This is a genomic window from Candidatus Delongbacteria bacterium (assembly GCA_041675285.1).
GTDB lineage: Bacteria > CAIWAD01 > CAIWAD01 > CAIWAD01 > CAIWAD01 > CAIWAD01.
In genome coordinates this window covers 72,498-90,591 of record JBAYTZ010000002.1, presented here as the reverse complement: position 1 = coordinate 90,591, position 18,094 = coordinate 72,498, and the positions used below count along the sequence as shown (strand labels likewise).

Here is an 18,094-nt window from a genome sequence, read left to right as displayed (position 1 = left end):
AGGAATGGATGAACGGATTCCTGCGCCTGCTGGCTTGCGGCTGGCTCGTCAGCCGGGCCGTCGCCGTGCAGTGGGGCGCCGACCTCTCCAGCCTGCCGCGCCTGCAGGCGGCGGGGGCCGTCTGGACCCGGGACGGCGCGGCGGTGGATCCCCTGGACGCCATGGCCGACCAGGGCTGGGGTCTGCTGCGCCTGCGGCTCTGGCACACGCCCCAGGAGCCTTGGCAGGGCCTGGATTCCACCCTGGCCCTGGCCCGGCGCGGGCGCGCGGCGGGGCTGGACCTGCTGCTGGATTTCCACTACAGCGACACGTGGGCCGATCCCGGCCACCAGGAACCGCCCGCCGCCTGGCAGGGTCTGGCGCTGCCCGCCCTGCGGGACAGCGTGCGCGGCTACACGCGCCGCGTGCTGGAGCGCTTCGCCGCGGCGGACTGCGCCCCGGGCTGGGTGCAGCTGGGCAACGAGATCGACGGCGGCCTGCTCTGGCCTGTCGGCCGCGTGGACGGCGCCTGGGACACGCCCACCCAGTGGAGCGCGCTGCGCGGCCTACTGCAGGCCGCCTCCCAGGGCGTCGACGAGGCCTTCCCGGGCGCCGCTGCGCCGCCGGGCCGGCTGCTCCATCTAGCCAACAGCGGCTGGGAGGCGGGCTGCCGGCGCTGGTTGGACAGCATGTCCACAACCGACGGTCCAGACTTCGAAGGTATTGCGCTGAGCTACTATCCCTGGTGGCACGGCCCGCCCGAACAGCTGCAGCTTACGTTGAACAGCCTGGCTCAGCGCTATGGCCGCGACCTGTTCATCGTCGAGACGGCCTATCCTTTCACCCTGGGCTGGGACGACGACACCCACAACCTGGTGGGGATGGAGAACCAGCTTGTGCCGGGCTTCCCCGCCACGCCGGCGGGCCAGCGGGCCTTCCTGGCCATGCTGCGGGAGCGGCTGGCCGCCGTGCCCGACGGGTTGGGCCACGCCCTGCTGGGCTGGGAGCCCGCCTGGATCGCCGCCCCCGGCGCAGGCAGCGCCGTGGAGAACCTGGCCTGGTTTGATTTTGGCGGCCAGGCCTTGCCCGCCCTGGGCCTGCCCGCCCAGCTGGATCCGGGTGTGCCACGGCTGGAGATCCGGCCGCTGGGTTCGGCCCGCTTGCGGCTGGACTGGGAGCCCGTGCCCGGCGTGGACCACTTCCTGCTGGAGGCGGCCGCGGCTCCGCAGGGCCCCTGGAGCCCGACGGACAGCCTGGGCTGCTGTGGTTGGGAGTCGCCCCCGCTGGAAGGGACGGGCTTCCTGCGGCTGCGCAGCCTGGCGCCAACGCCCTGAGGGTGGTCGCTGGAAAAGGAAGAGCCGGGCGTGCCCGGCTCTTGGATGGATTGGGGTGAAGGAGGGCGCGAATCCGACGACGATCGTGGCGGACCAGGGACCATCGTCACTCCCGCCACGCCAGGCTCAACACCAGGGGCCAGCTCAGCAGGAGATACATGGCGGCCACGGCCAGCCACCACAGGAAGGTGTCCTCCCAACGGATGGCGACGGCGAACAGTCCCCAGTGCGTCAGCAGCAGAGCCGCGCTGATCAGCAGGATCAGCCCGGGCGGCTCGCCGGCCAGGCCCCACCAGATCAGGAAGGTCCCCGCGCCATAGAGCAGGGCGGCCACCCAGGCGCGCTGGCTGTGCCGGGCCACCCGTAGACAGACCCAGACCAGCAGCAGGGGCAGAAGGAGTTCGAGCAAGTCCGGTTTCCCTCCTCCCGGGGTGCGCACACCGCTTCAGCCCGTCTAGAGTTCCTCCTCGCACAGGCTCTTGCGCCAGTCGCGATTCATGAGCGCGATGTTGGTGATCTTGATCTCCTTGGGGCAGGCGGCCTCGCACTCGTAGAGGTTGGTGCAGTTGCCGAAGCCCTCGGCATCCATGGCCTCCACCATCGCCCGCACCCGGCGCATGCGCTCCGGCTGGCCCTGGGGCAGGTGCGCGTACTGGCTCACCTTTGCGCTGACGAAGAGCATGGCGCTGGCGTTCTTGCAACTGGCCACGCAGGCCCCGCAGCCGATGCAGGCCGCCGCGTCCATGGCCGCCTCGGCGTCCGCGCGCCGGATGGGCAGGGCGTTGGCGTCCTGGGGCGCGCTGGTGTTGACGCTGACGTAGCCGCCGGCCTGCAACACGCGGTCGAAGGCCGAGCGGTCGACGATCAGGTCCCGCAGCACGGGGAAGGCCCGGGCCCGCCAGGGCTCGATGACGATCACGTCGCCGTCCTTGAACTCGCGCATGTGCAGCTGGCAGGCCGTGGTGCCCGCCCAGGGGCCGTGGGCCTGGCCGTTGATCATCAGCGAGCAGGTGCCGCAGATCCCTTCCCGGCAGTCGTGGTCGAAGGCCACGGGCTCCTTGCCCGCGCGCTCCAGCGACTCGTTGACCACGTCCAGCATCTCCAGGAAGGACATGTGCGAACTGATCTCGGGCGTCTCGAGGCTCTCGATCCGTCCCTTGGCCTCCTTCGAGGCCTGGCGCCAGACTTTGAGGGTGAGTTTCACTTGTAGCTCCTCTGGCTGGGGAGGCAGTGCTCGAAGGCCAGCTCCTCCTTGTGCAGCGCGGGGCTCTGCCCCTCGCCCTTCCATTCCCAGACCGCCGCGTGGGCGAATTTCTCGTCGTCGCGCAGGGCCTCGCCCTCCTCGGTCTGGCTCTCCTCGCGGAAGTGCCCGCCGCAGGATTCGCGCCGCTCCAGGGCGTCGCGCACCATCAGCTCGCCGTGCTCCAAAAAGTCCGCCACGCGCCCGGCCTTCTCCAGGCTCTGGTTGAGGCTGGGGGCCGAGCCGGGGACGCGCACGTCCTTCCAGAACTCGGCGCGCAGTTTGGGGATCTCCTCCAGCGCCTGGGTCAACCCCGCCTCCGTGCGGCCCATGCCGCACTTGTCCCACATGATGCGGCCCAGCGCCTTGTGGAAGTCGTCCACTGTCCGCTTGCCCTGGATGGACAGCAGCTGCCCGATGCGCTCCGTCACCGCGCGCTCGGCGTCGCGGCAGGCGGGGTGGTTCTCGTCCGCCGCAGGCAGGCTGCGCACCGTGCCCAAGTAGTGCCCGATGGAGGGCGGGATGACGTAGTAGCCGTCCGCCAGCCCCTGCATCAGCGCGCTGGCGCCCAGGCGGTTGGCGCCGTGGTCGCTGAAGTTGGCCTCGCCGGCGACGAACAGGCCCGGGATGGTGCTCTCCAGGTTGTAGTCCACCCACAGCCCGCCCATGGTGTAGTGCACGGCGGGGAAGATGCGCATGGGCACCGTGTAGGGATCCTCGCCCGTGATCTTCTCATACATCTGGAAGAGGTTGCCGTAGCGCTCCTCGATGATCTTGCGGCCCAGGCGTTTGATCGAGTCCTCGAAGTCCAGGTAGACGCCCAGCCCGAACTCGCCCACGCCGCGTTGTTCGTCGCAGACCTGCTTGGCCGCGCGGCTGGCCACGTCCCGGGGCACCAGGTTGCCGAAGGCCGGATAGCGGCGCTCCAGGTAGTAGTCGCGCTCTTCCTCGGGGATGCTCCCCGGCGCGCGCTTGTCCCCCACGGCCTTGGGAACCCAGATCCGCCCGTCGTTGCGCAGCGATTCGCTCATGAGCGTGAGCTTGCTCTGGTAGTCGCCCGCCACGGGGATGCAGGTGGGGTGGATCTGCGTGAAGCAGGGGTTGGCGAAACCCGCGCCGCGCTTCCAGGCGCGGAAGGCGGCCGTCACGTTGCAGCCCATGGCGTTGGTGGAGAGGAAGAACACGTTGCCGTAGCCGCCCGTGGCCAGCACCACGGCGTCGGCCAGCACGCAGCGGACCTGGCCCGTCACCATGTCGCGTGTCACAATGCCCCGCGCCCGGCCGTCGATGACGATCAGGTCGAGCATCTCCGTGCGCGTGTACTGCTTGACCGTGCCCGCGCCCACCTGGCGCATCAGCGCGCTGTAGGCGCCCAGCAGCAGCTGCTGGCCCGTCTGGCCGCGGGCGTAGAAGGTGCGGCTGACCTGGGCGCCGCCGAAGGAGCGGTTGTCCAGCAGGCCGCCGTAGTCCCGGGCGAAGGGCACGCCCTGGGCCACGCACTGGTCGATGATGTCGTTGGAGACCTGGGCCAGCCGGTAGACGTTGGCCTCGCGGGCCCGGTAGTCGCCGCCCTTCACCGTGTCGTAGAACAGGCGGTGGATGCTGTCGCCGTCGCCCATGTAGTTCTTGGCGGCGTTGATCCCGCCTTGGGCGGCGATGGAGTGCGCGCGGCGGGTGGAATCCTGGTAGCAGAACACGCTCACGCGGTAGCCCAATTCGCCCAGGCTGGCCGCGGCCGCGCCGCCCGCCAACCCGCTGCCCACCACCAGCACGTGATACTTCCGCCGGTTGGCGGGGTTGACCAGCTTGTTCTCGAAACTCCGGGTGTCCCACTTCTTCTCGATGGGCCCGGCGGGGATTTTCGCGTCCAATTGCATCGGTCTTCCTTTCCTCTTCCGCTCAGCGCACGCAGCCCGTCAGCACGGACAGCACCAGGGCGCAGTTGCCGCCGCAGATCAGCAGGGCGTAGGCCACGCCCACCTTCTCCACCGCCGGCGTGTAGTGCCGGTTGTTCCAGCCCAGCGTCTGGAACGCGCTCTGGAAGGCATGGGTGAGGTGGAAGAAGAGCAGGATCTGGGCCAGCAGGTAGAAGCCGGCGATGGCCGGGTCCTGGAAGCTGGCCACCACGTTGGCGTAGACGTCCGGTCCGCCGGCGGTCATGTGGTGGACGGGGCCGGTCACCCGCGCCGTCAGGTGCAGGATGTGGTAGACCAGGAAGGCGCCCACGGTCAGGCCGCTCCAGATCATCGTGCGCGCGGCCAGGCTGGCCTTGTGCGTGTCCTCGCGGTGGTAGGCCACGGGGCGCGCGGCGCGGTTCTCCAGGGTCAGCAGCACGCTGGTGACCATGTGCACGCCGAAGAGCACCAGCAGGCCCAGGCGCGCGGCCCAGACCAGGGCGGGCTTGGAGTGCAGCAGGTGGGCGTAGTGGTTGAGCGCCTCCGGCCCGGCGAAGAGCTGGAGATTCCCCAGCAGGTGCCCGAGCAGGAAGACCAGCAACAGCAGGCCGCTGCCCGCCATCACCAGTTTTTTCCCGATGGAGTTTCCGAACAACAACTGGAGCAGGCTCATGCGGTGGCCTCCCTGGCTGGATGGATGCTGGACTCCGGCTGCTGGTGGCTGCCGGAAGGGCTCCCCGCGGCCGGCAGTGGACCGGCGGAGCCTGACAAATGCTTGACAGTTGAAGGTAGGCAACTCCATCCAAAGAGTGAACCAATTCCCCGCCGGGTGGACGGCGGAATTGTCCCAGCCCCGCCCCAGCTTTGCTCCGTTCCAGGTCCGGCCACGGCGGGAAAATTCTCGGCCAAGAGACGCCTGTCCATCATCGGGATTGAAAATTGTCAGAACGGGATGAGGATCTGCGCTTGCGGCACGGCCACTACATGTGGTATCATGGGGTCGCCTAACGGGGCACATCTGGTGGTCAGGCCCATGACTGACAAGGCCAAGGACCCAGGTCCTGGCGCGCACTTGCAGCGCCGCCCCGGTCGCTGATGCACAACCCCACAACCCTTGCGCGAACCGGCCCGATGGGGGGCGCGCGGGCTCTGTCCGGTCGGTGCGGGGAAGATCCCGTCGGCGACAAACCGACACCACTGTTTTCAAGCACGCGAGGCCCGCATGAACCCCATGTTCTCTCATCAGGGCAAACTCAGAAGCTGCATCGGCGAGCGCGGAGTGCGCGACTACGAGGCCGTCTGGAAGCATCTGGGGCAGCTTCGTGACACGGGCGCCCTGTCCGAGCACGAGGACTACCTGGGAGGGAACGAGCTGGCCCGCACCATCTATGCGGGCAAGTACTACGTCAAGGACCTGGAAAACCAGCCCGTGGAGTTTCGGCCCGAGGACGTCTTCCAGCGCGTGGCGGCCTTCATCGGAGCCGCGGAGGCGGACCGGCCCTCCATGCAGGACTGGGGCGCGCGCTTCTACACCGAGCTCTTCGAGGGCCGCTTCATCCCCGGCGGCCGCGTGCTGGCCGGCGCGGGCGACCTCTACCGCCTGAAGACCCTGGCCAACTGCTTCGTCAGCCGCATCGACGAGGACTCCATCGAGAGCCTCTACGAGACGGCCTTCCAGTGCGCGCGCACCTACAGCTACGGCGGCGGGATCGGCGTGGACATCACGCCGCTCAGGCCGCGCAACTCGGTCGTGCACAACGCGGCGGACTGCTCCACCGGCGCCGTCTCCTTCATGGAGCTGTTCAGCCAGACCACCGGGCTCATCGGCCAGAGCGGCCGGCGCGGCGCGCTGATGCTCACCGTGGACGTCAAGCACCCCGACGTGATGGACTTCATCCGCGTGAAGAAGGACCCCAACTGGGTCACCGAGCAGATCGTGCGCCAGTGCTCGTGGAGCGGCCTCTTCAACCCCGAGCAGTTGAAGGAGGTGGGCCGCCAGGTGGCGGAGAACACCCAGGTGCGCTTTGCCAACATCTCCATCAAGGCCTCGGACGAGTTCATGTCCGCCGTGGAGGAGCAGAAAAAGTACGGCGCCACGCGGCTGCTGGCCTACCGCAAGCTGGGCCGCGAGCGCGTCCAGCACGCGCCGCAAGACGGCCGCCTGCACTACAGCGCCGGCATCCCGTCCAAGGAGATCAGCCGCTACCAGCTGGAGCACGTCTTCGAGAGCCTGGAGGCGCTGAACCTCTGGCTGCACGAGGAGACGGGCCGCACGGTCACGGCCGACGAGCTGCGCGATCCCACCCGCCGCGACGTCTTCGGCGATTACCTGGTGGCCCCGCGGCTGGCGCCCCAGGCGGACCTGCTGGAGAGCCTGGAGAAGGACGAGGAGTGGGCCCTGCGCGAGAGCGGCGACTTCCTGCTCTACTACGCCAGCCCGGTGGTGGGGGAGATCCGCCGCTTGGTCAAGGCCCGCGAGATCTGGGACCTCTTCGTGGAGGGCAACTACCGCACGGCGGAGCCCGGCCTGATCTTCTGGACCACCATGAGCCGCTTCAGCCCGAGCAACTACGTGGGCCGGCCGGTGATCAGCACCAACCCCTGCGCCGAAGTGCCCCTGGAGGACGGCGGCGCCTGCAACCTGGGCAGCCTGAACCTCTCGCGCTTCGTGCTGGAACCCTACACGGAGCGGGCCCGCGTGGACTGGGAGCAGCTCGAGCAGTCCTCCGCCGTGCTGGTTCGCTTCCTGGACAACGTGGTCACCTGGAACGAGCGCCTCAACGCCCTGCCCAAGCAGCGCACGGCCGCCAGCGAGACCCGCCGCCTCGGCCTGGGGCTGATGGGCGTGGCCGACATGCTCTTCCAGCTCGGCCTGGGTTACGACACGGACGAGGGCATCGAGCTGGTGGCCACGGTGATGAAGCGCATCACCAACGCCTCCTTCTCCGCCAGCAGCCGCCTGGCCCGGGAGAAGGGCCCCAGCCCGATCTTCAACGCCGACGACTACCTGCGCTGCCCCTTCGTGCGCGAGGCCCTGGAGGACGAGACCCGCGAGCAGATCCGCCGGGACGGCCTGCGCAACATCGCCATCACCAGCATCGCGCCCACGGGCACCATCAGCAACATCGTGCTGGGCTACCAGCACGGGCGCAAGAACTACATCGGCGTCTCCGGCGGCATCGAGCCGGTCTTCGCCTTGTATTACACGCGGCGCTCGGAGAGCCTGGACAACCAGTTCTTCAAGGTCTTCCACGCCACCGTCCAGGCCTGGATCGACCAGCACGGCCTGACCGAGGAGGCCGCGTGCGCCGAGGATCTGGAGACCCTGCTGCCGGCCTTCTTCTTCCGCACGGCCCACCGCATCAACGCGGCGCGCCGGGTGGACATCCAGGGCCGCGTGCAGCGCTACGTGGACCACAGCATCAGCAGCACCATCAACCTGCCCGAGGACGTGCACCCGGAACTGATCGGCGACATTTACCTGGACGCCTGGCGCAAGGGTCTGAAGGGCGTCACGGTCTACCGGGACGGCAGCCGCGTGCCTATCCTCTCGGTGGAGGGCAAGGAGAGCGAGTTCCAGCAGTTCTGCAAGAAGCGCTTCCGCGCCACGGACGGCGGCGGCACGCTGCGCGAGTTCGCCGGCGATGAGGTGCTGCGGCTGGGGGACGGCGTCCTGACCACGCCCTGGCACGTCTTCAAGTATTCCACCTTAAGCCTGGAAAAGGTGCTGGACGGGTCGGCCTTCCAGGAGATGGAAGCCTAAAGGACCGGAACCCGCCGCGTGGGGATAAGGAGAATTCCGCCGATGATCAGCTTCAAGGACAGTCAGCCGCAGCTCGAGGAAATCCTGGCCGAGGCCCCGCCGCTGGCTCCGCTGGCGTCCACGCCCGTCCTGCCGACCCCCGCTCCCGCCGCCCCCCAGCCGCCGCTGGTTCCGCCGGCCGCGCCCGCGCTGCCGGAAGCCGCCGCCCAGGGCGTGCTGGCCCTGCGCGGGGACGAGATCCTCGAGCGTCCGGACGTGGTGGAGGCGCGGGTCTATCGCCTGCGCTCGGGTTTCGTGCGCCACAACGTCTACATCACCCTGGGTTGGATCGAGCAGGGCGGCCAGCGCCGGCCCATCGAGATCTTCTTCAACTCCAAGGATCTCACGCGCAGCCCCGAGTACGCCATTCTCACCCGGCTGATCAGCGCGCTCTTCCGCAAGAGCACGGATCCCGCCTTCATCCTGGAGGAGCTGCGCGGCATCCACGACCCGGCGGGCGGCGTCTACAAGAACGGGCGCTACATGCTCAGCTTCTACGCCGAGGTGGCGGAGGTGATCGAGCGCTTCTTCTACGACGTGGGCATCCTGCGTCCCCAGCTGGCGGACTACGCGGGCCACCCGACTCCCGGCCACCCGGCCGAGGACACCAGCCCGGGCGCCACAGTGAGCCTGGAGGCCGCCACGGCCTTTCCCGGCGCGGAGCTGGAGTTCGGCCAGCCCGCCGGCCCCGGCCTGAGCCCGGCCGGCGGCCCAACCCGCGGCACCAGCCGCCAACAACCCGAACAGAACGCCCAGTTCAAGTTCTGTCCGGAGTGCAACCAGCGCACGCTGAAGCTGGAGAACGGCTGCGACAGCTGCCTGAGCTGCGGCTACAGCAAGTGTGACAAGTAGCCCGGGAGCTCCCAGGACCGAATCGCCCGACCTGGGGCCAGAAAAAAGCGCCCCAGCCTTGACATCCCGGCCCATGGACGCTACTCTTTGGGCCTCCGAAGCTCCAATAGCTCAATCGGTAGAGCAGCTGACTCTTAATCAGTTGGTTCGGGGTTCAAGTCCCTGTTGGAGCATTTGAGCATCAAAGGGTTCCGCCACAAACGGGACCCTTTCTTTTTGGTCGGTCCCATGCCGGTCCCATGTGCTCGCCAAAGCATGCTCTCCCATGCAATCCGGTCGGAAGTCCTGGGCCACGAGACTAACGTGACGACGGAGATCTGTGCCAGGCTGGCGCTGGACCCAGTTAGGGCAAGCTGGAGCGGGCGACGAGTGAGCCATTTCTTGTTACTCCCACCAGTCTCATGGTTGTCGTACACGCATGCATCTCGCTTTGATTTGTTCGTCAGATTTTTCAAAATCTTCACAACAACAGCACTTACCTTGCACGCGTTCACGTCAACTTCGCCAAGGGTGGGAATGCCAACATGCAACTGAATACGGACGACGCCGTTCATTACCACACGGGGCAGTTCCCCCCTGTGAAGCTTGACCTACCGGTGATTCTGCCAAGTCTGCTGCAGGCAACTGATGCACTGGCACGGTACGACCAAATGCTGAAGGGGATGCACAACAGCGAGATATTTCTGGCGCCGCTGCGCAACCAGGAAGCCGTCATCTCCTCGCGAATGGAAGGCACCATCAGCACCATGGACGAGATACTGCAACTGGACGCCGAGCTAGATCCCGAATCCACATCGGGAGAGACCCGATCGGAGGCGTTGGAGACGATCCTGTACCAGCGCACACTCAGGGCCGCTCAGCAACAAATGGCAGAAGGCTATCCACTTTCCGCAAGCCTGATCCGCAGCATGCATCAGCAGTTGCTTTCCATTGGGCGGGGTGCCGGTAAGTCGCCGGGGAAATTCAAGACCCAGCAGAACTACATCGGTGAGCGGGGCAGTGGGCGGGTGGAGTTCGTGCCGATTGCACCGGAGGTGCTGCTGGTGGGGCTGGATCAGATGTTACACGTTATGCAAGACAAACAGCGACCAATCCTGCTACGAGCGGCCCTGTGTCATCTGGAATTCGAAGCCCTGCACCCCTTCGAAGATGGCAACGGCCGGGTAGGCCGTATGTTGATAACGCTTATGCTGTGGGCCGATGGTAGCATTGCCGCGCCCCACTTCTATATCAGTCGCTACTTGGAAGATCACAAGGATGTCTACTTGCATCAAATGCGGGAGGTTTCGCGCAGCGGTCAGTGGGAGGATTGGTGCTGCTTCTTTCTGGAGGCTGTTCGCCAGCAGGCATTGCACAACCTGGAGAGTGCCGAATCAATTCGCAGCCTCTACGAAGAAATGAAACTACGCTTTCAACAGGTGCTGGCCTCGAAATTTGCCCAGCAAGCACTCGACTTTGTCTTCACTTGGCCAGTCTTCCGCAACAGCCGCTTCACTCAGCACGCAGGGATTCCTTCCGCCACAGCCTCCCGCTTCTCGCGTGTACTATTGAAAGAAGGCCTGCTGGAGACCGTGCAAGAATCAGCCGGGCAGAAGGCGGCTCTGTTACGTTTTGAACCACTCATGCGGCGAATTCGAGTGTAACACTTTAGCCAATACAGCATGTAGTTCGAGCGGATCCGCACCGGTCGTGTTCCTCCAGCCAGCCAGGATGACGACCTAGCTAGTGGCAACCACCGACGCGAGTACATTGACACCGGTTTCCGGCAGCTCGAAGTGCTCGATCCTTTGTGGATTGGTCAAATGGGGGTGGGCTGGAGCCAACAACGCCATACGTGGATGTAGCTTTGTGGCAAGATTGACAAAGTACTTCCGCGTTTTCGATGGAATTTCCTCCATCTCGTCTAATGTGATGGACTTCCAGACCCCATGTTCTCGTGCATCGAGCCATGATTCCTCCTACTGGATGCAGGACATTGCATGGACGAGAGTAGCTGTCCTCGCAGAATGCATCAAGAAAATTCTCCTTCGTGCTAGAATTCCGACCTCTGTGTTTCTCGACTAACTTGACTTCCCCGACACCTACCCCCAACATGGACCCAACGCTCCTGGAGAAGGACATCCAGGGCCCTTCCTCGACCCCCCTCAACTTGTAATCTTGGCATTGGCCGGACATCGGCCGGGCATTGGCCGGAACCAAGTTGCGGGTGCTCGTGAGAGCCCCGGCGCCTCTCCTAAGCAGGGCGTATCGACAGCTTGGTTTCGGCTCTTTTTGTATCACGGCGTGGGCACCCCAACTCGATATTGGGACCTCCCGCACGCACAGCTGCTTAGGAGTTCTCGATGACGACGCCTCGCACAATCGCCAACCGCAAAGCCGCCTGCCGGCTACTGACCCACTCCTCCGTCCGCAGGTCGAACCCGATCCACATCGCCTAGCCCAGGGCTGACACCCAACCGCCCGGATTGATCCCCGGGCCAATCAGGCGTGTCCAGCCCAGGGGCTCTCCATGCCCAAGCCATGCCCGCGCCAATCCCGCGGGCCGGGTGGTCCATGCCCATGGGCTGCCTGGGTGGACTCTGCCCACGCCTTTCACCCGTCAGCCCCGGCCGCACCCTGCGCCCGGGCCCTGATCATGCCTGCCTGGCGACCCGCGCCGGCGCTGACCCAGCGCTGGAGCGGCCATGCTGCCCACCAAACGCACCGACGCCCACACCCCCCAATCCATCTCCGACTACCAGACCCTGGCAGCCCGGGAAACGGCCCTGCCGCCCGCGCTGGGCGACTTCCTGGAACTCCTGGGCCCACGGGCCAAGGACCGCCACGGCGAGCGCCAGGCGGCCCTGTCGGCAGCCATCCGGCACCTGCAGGCCTCGCCGCCGGAACGGCAGAGCATCCAGCTCTGGCTTTTGGTCAGCTACGCCCCGGCGCTGCAGGCCTTGGCCAGGCGCTACTCCCCGCACGGGACCCCGCCGGCCGAGACCGAGAGCACGGTGGTGCTGGCGTTCCTGGAGGTGCTGCAGGGCATGTCCACCGAGCGACTGGCGGACGCCTACCTGGAGAAGCGGATAGTAGACGATGCCCGCAGGCGCCTCATGGTCCTTCTGGGAATCCGCGACTATCAGCAGGCAGAGGACATCGAATTCGTGGAGAACGACGTAGTCCAGGAAGACCGCGCCCCGGACGAACGCGTGGACGGCTACGAGGCACTGCTGGCCCAGATCAACGACATGCCCATCACCGATGCCGACCGCACCCTGCTGATCAGCCTCTACGTCTACGGCTACAACATGGCCGAGCTGGCCGACCAGTGGCAGGTCCCCCACGAAACCATCAAGAAGCGGCACCAGCGCCTTCTGGGCCGCCTGAAGAAAAATCTCTGACCCCTGTCCCCTTTGGCCTGATTTCCCGCGCCCTTGGAAGGAAACGACCAAGGAGACCCGGATGAACCAGCCCGCCGCCGCCCCCTCCAGGACCGACGCCACAACCGCCGACGAGGTCGCCGGCCGCGTCAAGGCCGCCTTCCTGCTCCTGACGCTGGAGTTCGGCGGCATCGCGGCGGAGCACAACCTCGACGCGGTCGTGACGGAGCGCATGTCGAACTCCATCGAGACGGCCCTTCGGGACTGCCTGGAACCCCTGGAAAGCCTGCGCGCCCCCAAACCCATGGTGGGCGCCAACCTCAACCTGCGCCCCTACCCCGCCATTGTCCGCCTTCTGGGCGTCATCCGCGACACGCAGTAATCCCATTCAAATTGGAGGTCCCACCATGGGCCGGTTCGATGACATGAACAGCCGCTACGATCAGCACACCCTGGAGAGTGGCCGCTTCCTCAAGTTCGAGGACGGCGACAAGCACCTGCTTGCTTTCCTGGGTGATCCCTTCATCCGCGAGGTGTACTGGGACGGCACCACCTACCACGACTGGAAGGAAGGCTGCGGCAAGGAGAAGAGCCTGAAGACCTCGATGAACGTGGCCATCATCGAGCTGGTGGACAAGGTCTACGTCTTCCGGGCGTTGAAGGTCTTCGAGAACTCGAAAACCTTCTTCAAGCAGGTGTCCAAGATGGACGTCAAATACAACATCGACACCCAGATCTTCGAGGTCGAACGCACGGGCCAGAAGGCCAAGGACACGACCTACACCATCCTGCCCGAGGCGTCCATCACCCCCGAGCTGCGTGCCCAGCTGGTGGCCCTGGAACTCTACGACCTGACCAAGAACGGCAGCGAGGACGAGAGCAAGGGCGGCGGCAGCGCCAAGCAGCCCGATCCCCCTGCCATCATCACCCAGGAGGAGGGGAACGGCATCATCGAGCGGCTCAAGGCCCTCAAGGCCTCGCTGGGTGACGCCCAGGGCGCCCAGATGATGTCCGACTTCCTGGCGCGCTTCGCGATCAAGCAGATCCGCCAGCTCCCGGCGGCCCGGCTCAAGGAAGCCCAGCAGTGGGTCACGGGCGAAGAGGAGGCCCTGCGCCACGCCAAGAACGATGGCGGCGCGGGTGCGGCAGAGGCCGACCCCTTCTCCTGATCCCGTTCCACCAGGGCCCGGTCGGCTTCTCCCTTTCGGTCGACCGGGCCCCACTTCCAACCCCAACCGAGAGCCAGCCATGCCCCAATCGGATTCCGCGCCCTGGCCGGTGCTGCCAGAGGACCTGCTCTCCCTTCCCGGCGACCCGGCGCCGCAGATCCCCCTCGTCTCGGCCGAGGAGGTCTTCGGCCCTGGCGGACTGCTGTCCCAGAAGCTGCCGGACTACCAGCCCAGGGCCAGCCAGCTCACGATGGCCCAGGAAGTGGAGCTGGCCTTGATGGAAGGCCGGGGCCTGATGGTCGAAGCGCCGACAGGCACGGGAAAAAGTCTCGCCTACTCCGTGCCCGCCATCCAGCACGCCATGGCCACTGGGCAGCGGGTGCTCATCGCCACGGCCAACATCGCCCTGCAGGAGCAGCTCACCCAGAAGGACTTGCCCTTCCTGCAGCGCGTGCTACCCGTCCCATTCCGCTTCGCCCTCCTGAAGGGTCGCGGGAACTTCCTCTGCGCCGACAAGCTCCTGGAGCAGCGCAGCATGCTCTTTGCCGGTGTCACGGGCGAGGACCAGGACGAGTTCGACCGCGTGCTCGACTGGGCGAACCGGACCAGCACGGGCGACGCCAGCGAGCTGCCCTTCAAGGTGACGCCCCGGGTCTGGCGCCACTTCGCCGTGGGCGACACGGCCGAGTGCGCCGGCTGTTCGCTCAAGTGCTACCACAAGGCCGCCGTCGAAGAGGCGGGCGACGCGCAGGTGGTGGTGTGCAACTACCACCTGCTCTTCGCCCACCTGAAGGTACAGGCCGCCACGGGCGGCATGGCCGGCGTGCTGCCGGAGTTTAACGCCCTCGTCTGCGACGAGGCCCACGAGATCCCGGACATCGGCAGCGACTTCGCCGGCGAAGAGATCGGCCGCTGGAGCTTCCGCGGCTTCAAGCGCCACCTCTCCCGGGGAGGCTACGAGGCCCTGGACCATGCAGCCGAGGGCCTCTCCAAGGCCATCAAGCTGATGGGCTTCAAGCATGCGGCCCAGGGATCCAACCGAATCAAGCTCCCCGGGCTCATCGACGAGGAGCCCATCCTGGACGCCCTGCGCCACGCTTGGCAGGAGCTGCGCGCACTGCAGGCCCAGTATGAGGCGGAGACCAAGGAGCACGCCCAACTGGAGCGTCAGAAGGAGCAGTGCCGCCAGCTGGGCCAGCGGGTGAAGGCCCTCGTCTGGCAAGAGAATCCCGAGTGGGTTTATTGGGTGGAGCGCCAGGACGGCGCCGCCGGCGAGAGCTGGAAGCTCAAGGGCAAACCGGTTTCCATCGCACCCTTCCTGCAGAGGACCCTGCTTCCCTGGGTGCCGGTGATCGCCACCAGCGCCACGCTGACCACCACGCGCGAGGACTTCACCTTCATCCGCGAGCGTATTGGCCTGGACGCCGGCACGCGCCAGGTGGTGTTGCCCAGCCCCTTCGACTTCGGCAGCGCGGCCCTCCTGGTGGTGCCGGACGGGCTCCCCGAGCCCAATGACCCCGCCCACCGCGACCGCGTGCATGATGAGCTCCACAAGGCCGTGAGGGCCAGCGGCGGCCGGGCCCTCCTGCTCTTCACATCCAGCCAGGCCCTGAGGGCTGCGCACGGCCTGCTGGCCCCCGAGTTCACGCGGATGGGCTACATCTGCCATTGCCAGGGCGATGCCCCCTCCACCCAGCTCATCGCCCGCTTCAAGGAGGACGTCTCCAGCGTGCTCTTCGCCACGCGGACCTTCTTCCAGGGCGTGGACGTGCCCGGGGAAAGCCTGTCCCTGGTGGCCCTGGACCGCCTGCCCTTCCCCTCGCCTGCGGACCCGGTGATGGACTACATCGCCGAGCACGACCCCAAGGGCTGGTTCTTCAAGCACAGCCTACCCACGGCCCTCATCACCTGGCGGCAGATCTTCGGCCGGCTCATCCGCCGGCACGACGACCGCGGCGTGGTGCTGCTGCTGGACGGCCGGGTCCAATCGAAGAAGTACGGCCGCCAGTTCCTGAAGGCCATCCCAGGCGGCATGCTTTCGCGCGAGGTGGCGAGCATCGAGAGCTTCCTGGCAGACCCGGAGGACCCCTTCGCATGACCACGAACAAGCCAATTGACCTGGCCCTGACGGCCGAGCACATGCTTGAGCTCGCCGCCTACCTGGATGGCATTGGCCGGTCGCGGCTGGCCGGGCACGCGCGCGACGCCCTCACCGCGCTGGAGGCCATGCGGCCCGTGGTAGAGGCGGCAGAAACTCTCGAACGGGCCTGGGCGGCCTACGACGCACAGAAGGATCCGTGCCTGCCCGAGCACGACATGCTGGAGGCGCGATGCAGGTCTGCGGTGATCGGTTTTGAAGGTGCCGTCCGCACGTACCGAGCAGCCATGGATGGGGCCGAAGCATGAGCGCGCCCATCCTGGTGGACAGCCTGATCCGGATCCCCCTGCGCGACCTCGCCCCGCGAGTGCGCGAGCTGCTGGAACAGGCGCTTTCCTATCCGAACCCCGCCTACCAACAAGCCAAGGCCCGGGGCGTGCAGACCCCGCGCGAAAAGGTGGAAGGCGTCTGGCGCCTGATCCCCAAGCGCCTGGATGGCTTCCTGCTGGACGGGCAAGGCCGCTGGTGCATGCCGCGCGGGGCCGTGGGCATCTTGCGCGAGCACCTGCAGTCATGGCCGGGAATCGAGGACCGGCGCAGCCGGGCCCCCCTGTCTCCCATCACCCTGCCCACCATGCGCATCGAGCTGCGCCCCTACCAGCTGGCAGCCAAGGAGGCCATGGTCGCCAAGACCCAGGGCGTGGTGGTGATCCCCGCCGGCGGAGGGAAGACGGTCACCGCCATGGCCGCCCTAGTTGAGATTGGGCAGCGCACGCTGGTCCTGGTCCACACGCTGGATCTGAAGGAGCAGTGGGAGGAAGAGCTGGAGGAGCACCTGGGCGTGGCGCCCGGGAAGGCCGCTCCCGTTCAGCTGGCCACGGTTCAGACTCTGGCCAAGATGCCCGCGGACGCCCTTGCCCGGCACATGGCCGGCTTCGGCTGCCTCATCCTGGACGAGGGACACCATGCTCCCGCCAGCACCTTCGACCGCGTGGTGGCAGCCAGCCCGGCCGCCTGGCGCCTGGCGCTGACGGCGACGCCCGAGCGCGAGGACGGTCTGACGCCCAAGCTCCTGCACACCTTTGGACCCATTCTGCACGAGACCCGCCAGGAGGACCTGCTGGGCGCCGGCTATCTGGTGCCCGCCGTCATCCACGAGGTGCACACGAACTTCACGTTCCCCTACCAGGGCGCCGAGGACTACCAGGCCCTGGCGGAAGCCCTGGCCCGGGACGAGGATCGCAGGCGGCTGGTGCTGGACACGCTGGAGGCTCTCTACCAGGACGAGGAGCGGGTGGTCCTGGTCCTTTCCACACGGGTGGAGGACCACCTCTTCCCGCTCTTCGAAGCCGCCAAGGTCCGGGGCATCCAGGGCGAACTCCTGGCCGGCAAGGTGAAGAAGGACGCCCGACGGCTCATCCGGCGCGCCGTTCGTGAAGGCCATGTGCGCGTGCTCTTCGCCTCCACGGTCGCCGACGAAGGCCTCAACATCCCCGAGCTCAACACCCTGCTGCTCACTTTCCCGGCCAAGGCCGAAGGCCGGGTGGAGCAGCGCGTGGGGCGCGTCATGCGCGCAGCGCCAGGCAAGACCCGGGGCGACGTCTACGACTTCATCGACAGCGCCGTGACCCACGTGGCCACGGATGCCAAGCCCTTCCTGCGCCAGTACGCCAAGCGCCGCGCTGCCTACAAGAAGCTGCGCGCCAGCATCGTGAAGGCCGCCCCTGCGGCCCAAGCCGCCCACAGTGCCCTCGACGCGGGACTGCTGCCCCACGTGTCCGCCCCAGTCATCCTGGCGCCCCACGCGGGCCGGAGGCTGGTGGTGGGCATGGACCCCTCCTTCACCCACTTCGCCCTGGTGGCCGTGGACGTCGACCTCTGGTGGCCCGTGGCCATGACCACGCTGTGCACGGCGCCCAGCGACAAGAAGCTGGGCATCCGCAAGGCGGATGACGACGGCCGCAGGTTGGAGATCCTGGCGCTGGGCATCCGCGACTTCCTGGCTCAGTACCCGCCTGCCCTGCTCTGCTGCGAGACGCCGTCCTCGGGCGCCCAGAGCGCCGCAGCCCTGAAAGGCCTGGCCTACGCCAAGGCCCTTCTGGTGACGGCCAAGGTCTACCACGCGGCGCCCACCATCTGGCTGCTTCCCGGAGACATCAAGGAGCGGGTGGGTGGTGGTCTCATTGCCACGAAGGCGCGCGTTGCGCAGGGCGTGCAGGCCTGCCGGGCCCGGGATGGGCGACCGTGGACCGAGGCGGGCTGGGATCCCACCAAGGACCGCAGCGAGCACCAGTTCGACGCCGCGGCGGCCATCCTGGCCAGCGTGAACGAAGACCTCTTCCAAGCCGTGATTCGATAGGAGC

General features: G+C 67.0%; 14 protein-coding genes and 1 tRNA gene. 11 read left to right on the top strand and 4 right to left on the bottom strand.

Going from position 1 to position 18,094, the window contains the following annotated elements:
• The first annotated feature begins 8 nt into the window (after positions 1 to 8).
• The gene (locus tag WC326_02160; protein ID MFA7329854.1) at positions 9 to 1,313 is read left to right on the top strand and encodes a glycosyl hydrolase 53 family protein; all 1,305 of its coding nucleotides are present in this window, start codon (positions 9 to 11) and stop codon (positions 1,311 to 1,313) included.
• A 106-nt stretch (positions 1,314 to 1,419) separates the two neighbouring features.
• On the opposite strand, the gene WC326_02155 is transcribed toward WC326_02160, so the two are convergent.
• Genes WC326_02155 through WC326_02140 form a run of 4 tightly spaced genes read right to left on the bottom strand, consistent with a single transcriptional unit; the run spans position 1,420 to position 5,121 of the window.
• Positions 1,420 to 1,722, bottom strand: a complete 303-nt coding sequence (locus WC326_02155) for a hypothetical protein (GenBank protein MFA7329853.1) — start codon at positions 1,720 to 1,722, stop codon at positions 1,420 to 1,422.
• Between the two features lie 45 nt (positions 1,723 to 1,767).
• Positions 1,768 to 2,517, bottom strand: coding sequence for a succinate dehydrogenase/fumarate reductase iron-sulfur subunit (locus tag WC326_02150; GenBank protein MFA7329852.1), 750 nt, complete (start codon positions 2,515 to 2,517; stop codon positions 1,768 to 1,770).
• Positions 2,514 to 4,430, bottom strand: coding sequence for a fumarate reductase/succinate dehydrogenase flavoprotein subunit (locus WC326_02145; GenBank protein ID MFA7329851.1), 1,917 nt, complete (start codon positions 4,428 to 4,430; stop codon positions 2,514 to 2,516). Before WC326_02145 ends, WC326_02150 begins: the two co-directional genes overlap by 4 nt.
• A gap of 22 nt (positions 4,431 to 4,452) precedes the next feature.
• Entirely contained in the window at positions 4,453 to 5,121 is a 669-nt protein-coding gene (locus tag WC326_02140; GenBank protein ID MFA7329850.1) for a succinate dehydrogenase cytochrome b subunit, read from the bottom strand.
• A gap of 549 nt (positions 5,122 to 5,670) precedes the next feature.
• Here WC326_02140 and WC326_02135 point away from each other — a divergent pair.
• From WC326_02135 to WC326_02090, 10 genes are all read left to right on the top strand, one after another.
• Positions 5,671 to 8,211 (top strand): adenosylcobalamin-dependent ribonucleoside-diphosphate reductase, encoded by a 2,541-nt coding sequence (locus WC326_02135; protein ID MFA7329849.1) that lies wholly within the window; start codon positions 5,671 to 5,673, stop codon positions 8,209 to 8,211.
• Between the two features lie 42 nt (positions 8,212 to 8,253).
• A complete protein-coding gene (locus WC326_02130; GenBank protein ID MFA7329848.1) occupies positions 8,254 to 9,102 on the top strand; it encodes a hypothetical protein in 849 nt (282 codons plus the stop codon).
• A 100-nt stretch (positions 9,103 to 9,202) separates the two neighbouring features.
• Positions 9,203 to 9,275 (top strand) — tRNA-Lys (locus WC326_02125).
• A gap of 351 nt (positions 9,276 to 9,626) precedes the next feature.
• Positions 9,627 to 10,745: a Fic/DOC family N-terminal domain-containing protein gene (locus WC326_02120; protein MFA7329847.1), complete on the top strand. Its 1,119-nt coding sequence runs from the start codon at positions 9,627 to 9,629 to the stop codon at positions 10,743 to 10,745.
• 1,041 nt (positions 10,746 to 11,786) lie between these two features.
• Positions 11,787 to 12,485, top strand: coding sequence for a sigma-70 family RNA polymerase sigma factor (locus WC326_02115; protein MFA7329846.1), 699 nt, complete (start codon positions 11,787 to 11,789; stop codon positions 12,483 to 12,485).
• A 61-nt stretch (positions 12,486 to 12,546) separates the two neighbouring features.
• Entirely contained in the window at positions 12,547 to 12,846 is a 300-nt protein-coding gene (locus tag WC326_02110) for a hypothetical protein (protein ID MFA7329845.1), read from the top strand.
• Between the two features lie 25 nt (positions 12,847 to 12,871).
• Entirely contained in the window at positions 12,872 to 13,633 is a 762-nt protein-coding gene (locus WC326_02105) for a hypothetical protein (protein MFA7329844.1), read from the top strand.
• Positions 13,634 to 13,712: 79 nt separating this feature from the next.
• Positions 13,713 to 15,731 carry an ATP-dependent DNA helicase gene (locus tag WC326_02100; GenBank protein MFA7329843.1) on the top strand — a complete coding sequence of 673 codons (2,019 nt, stop codon included), beginning with the start codon at positions 13,713 to 13,715 and terminating at the stop codon, positions 15,729 to 15,731.
• Entirely contained in the window at positions 15,728 to 16,039 is a 312-nt protein-coding gene (locus WC326_02095) for a hypothetical protein (GenBank protein MFA7329842.1), read from the top strand. Before WC326_02100 ends, WC326_02095 begins: the two co-directional genes overlap by 4 nt.
• A complete protein-coding gene (locus WC326_02090; GenBank protein ID MFA7329841.1) occupies positions 16,036 to 18,090 on the top strand; it encodes a DEAD/DEAH box helicase in 2,055 nt (684 codons plus the stop codon). Before WC326_02095 ends, WC326_02090 begins: the two co-directional genes overlap by 4 nt.
• The last annotated feature ends 4 nt before the right edge of the window (positions 18,091 to 18,094 follow it).

Excerpts from the sequence above, each read along its gene's own strand:
- WC326_02160 (MFA7329854.1), top strand. The coding sequence starts at position 9 with ATGAACGGATTCCTGCGCCTGCTGGCTTGCGGCTGGCTCGTCAGCCGG.
- WC326_02145 (MFA7329851.1), bottom strand. The coding sequence starts at position 4,430 with ATGCAATTGGACGCGAAAATCCCCGCCGGGCCCATCGAGAAGAAGTGG.
- WC326_02140 (MFA7329850.1), bottom strand. The coding sequence starts at position 5,121 with ATGAGCCTGCTCCAGTTGTTGTTCGGAAACTCCATCGGGAAAAAACTG.
- WC326_02135 (MFA7329849.1), top strand. The coding sequence starts at position 5,671 with ATGAACCCCATGTTCTCTCATCAGGGCAAACTCAGAAGCTGCATCGGC.
- WC326_02130 (MFA7329848.1), top strand. The coding sequence starts at position 8,254 with ATGATCAGCTTCAAGGACAGTCAGCCGCAGCTCGAGGAAATCCTGGCC.
- WC326_02120 (MFA7329847.1), top strand. The coding sequence starts at position 9,627 with ATGCAACTGAATACGGACGACGCCGTTCATTACCACACGGGGCAGTTC.
- WC326_02115 (MFA7329846.1), top strand. The coding sequence starts at position 11,787 with ATGCTGCCCACCAAACGCACCGACGCCCACACCCCCCAATCCATCTCC.
- WC326_02110 (MFA7329845.1), top strand. The coding sequence starts at position 12,547 with ATGAACCAGCCCGCCGCCGCCCCCTCCAGGACCGACGCCACAACCGCC.
- WC326_02105 (MFA7329844.1), top strand. The coding sequence starts at position 12,872 with ATGGGCCGGTTCGATGACATGAACAGCCGCTACGATCAGCACACCCTG.
- WC326_02100 (MFA7329843.1), top strand. The coding sequence starts at position 13,713 with ATGCCCCAATCGGATTCCGCGCCCTGGCCGGTGCTGCCAGAGGACCTG.
- WC326_02095 (MFA7329842.1), top strand. The coding sequence starts at position 15,728 with ATGACCACGAACAAGCCAATTGACCTGGCCCTGACGGCCGAGCACATG.
- WC326_02090 (MFA7329841.1), top strand. The coding sequence starts at position 16,036 with ATGAGCGCGCCCATCCTGGTGGACAGCCTGATCCGGATCCCCCTGCGC.